This is a genomic window from Synechococcus sp. R70.1 (assembly GCF_047461675.1).
Lineage (GTDB): Bacteria > Cyanobacteriota > Cyanobacteriia > Thermostichales > Thermostichaceae > Thermostichus.
The window spans coordinates 1-874 of record NZ_JANSHR010000070.1 but is presented as its reverse complement, the minus strand read 5'-3'; the positions used below and the strand labels follow the sequence as shown (position 1 = coordinate 874).

Sequence of the window (874 nt, the reverse complement as noted above, 5' to 3'; positions counted from 1 at the left end):
TTGATGATCACATCCTGCGGTCGGTCAGCGCCGACGCTTTGCCGCACGCAGACATAGAAGCCCACGTCGTTTTGGTTATCTCCCAGCCCTGGGAAGGTGACGCCGTTGGGTCTGCCGCCGCCAAAGGCATAGCCCTGCGGGCAGAGGGGCGCAACCTGCGGACTTCCCTCCCGGCTGCTGAAGATGTTGGAGACCAAAGTTGTCAGGCGGGGGCCATCTGCCCTGCCGGCAATGGGGATTTGGCGCGCTCGAGCTTGCTCGGAAGGCCAAGCAAGGAAACCATCTCGGAACGGATCGGGATCCTCAACAAAGAACGGGCTGCGCCCGGCGCAGTTATTTTGACCCTCAGTGTTGAAGGGTCGCAACTCAAAACGGTCGATCCGCGCGTTGCCTTCCCAGGGAGTGGGCCCCGTTGGGTTGCCGGCGTTGTTGTAGTTGCGGCGTAGGTAGTACACCACCAGGGTGTAGATGCCGCGGCGGCTGACAAGAGTGTCCCAATCCGCATTTCTACCGTTCCGATCGCGCGGGAACCCAGGAGGTGGTTGGACAGGTAGGATGGCGCGGCCTTCTCGAATCTGTTGCAAGTTGGGGATTTGGTCTCCCGGAGTACCGTCCTCTCGCTGAGTACGGTAACATCCCTGCGGGATCGGCTCCAACTTCCAAAAGGCAACAACCGGGATAGCGTCATTGGGTCGGCGGATCCAGCCGGGGGTGTAAAGCCTTTGGATGAGATCTGGCGTTCCGTCTCCGTTGGGCTGTTCCGCATCGTTGTAAATGTAAAGAGCCTCCGCCAAATCCTGCTGGATGTATTCCATGGCTTGGGTCAGCTCCGCCTGCACCTGGGTGCGGCCCGTCTCTTCCCGATCCAGCCGCA

Annotated in this window: 1 protein-coding gene; it reads right to left on the bottom strand. The window is 60.5% G+C overall.

All coding sequences use genetic code 11. From position 1 onward, the window contains the following. Positions 1 to 874: PddD domain-containing protein (locus NW807_RS08900; protein WP_414425877.1), on the bottom strand; the 874-nt coding region annotated here is incomplete at both ends.